This window comes from Mycobacterium intermedium, from assembly GCF_002086275.1.
Lineage (GTDB): Bacteria > Actinomycetota > Actinomycetes > Mycobacteriales > Mycobacteriaceae > Mycobacterium > Mycobacterium intermedium.
The window spans coordinates 1-248 of the sequence record NZ_MVHT01000370.1 but is presented as its reverse complement, the minus strand read 5'-3'; the positions used below and the strand labels follow the sequence as shown (position 1 = coordinate 248).

Genomic DNA, 248 nt, shown 5'->3' with positions numbered 1-248 from the left:
GCCTCATCCAGCTCCCGATACGACAACGACGATCCCTCGAAAGTCACCGCCACCGCATCCGGCGTGCGGGCCACCTGACCCGCGAACAACACCGGGATCGCAGCCCCTGCCGGCGGCCCCGTCAACACCGCCCGATTACTTAACTCATCGAGCCGCACACGTTCGGCTGGGTCCAGCACATCGATCGCCGACAACCGCTGCCCCGCATCGGCGACCATCGCCTGAAGTACCCGCTCCCAGCGTTGCAG

1 pseudogene is annotated in these 248 nt (G+C 66.5%); it reads right to left on the bottom strand.

The features are described 5' to 3' along the window. Window positions 1-248: pseudogene (locus BST27_RS31065) on the bottom strand (AMP-binding protein); the annotation flags it as partial.